The sequence below is a fragment of the Halomonas sp. ND22Bw genome, from assembly GCF_003011945.1.
GTDB classification, from domain to species: domain Bacteria; phylum Pseudomonadota; class Gammaproteobacteria; order Pseudomonadales; family Halomonadaceae; genus Halomonas; species Halomonas halophila.
The window spans coordinates 1-291 of sequence record NZ_PXWD01000595.1; the positions used below are offsets into that span (position 1 = coordinate 1).

The 291-nt window shown below is 62.9% G+C and carries 1 protein-coding gene; it reads right to left on the minus strand.

Annotation, left to right across the window (positions count from 1 at the left end):
- On the minus strand, window positions 1-291 hold a 291-nt coding region (locus tag CVH10_RS19535), incomplete at both ends, for a DNA-binding transcriptional regulator (RefSeq protein ID WP_146143115.1).

Here is a 291-nt window from a genome sequence, read left to right on the forward strand (position 1 = left end):
ATTGGCCTGGTAGGTAATCTGGGAAAACTTGTCCCATTCACTTGTGAACACACACCGGCCGCCGATACTCTCGAACCCGCGGCGGAGTCCGCCTATGCCTGCGAAAAGATCGATAAACCGAAACAAGGCTGGCTTCGACAAGTCCTCTGGCGGCGCAGGTGTGTGGGCGCGCAGCACCTCCAGCACGGCCTTCCTCGGCTTCGCTTCGCCGCGCTCCCAGCGATAGCCTGTTCGCTCGTCATACCCGGCCAGATCGGCGGCCTCGGCGACCGAAAGTCCGGCCTGACGGCG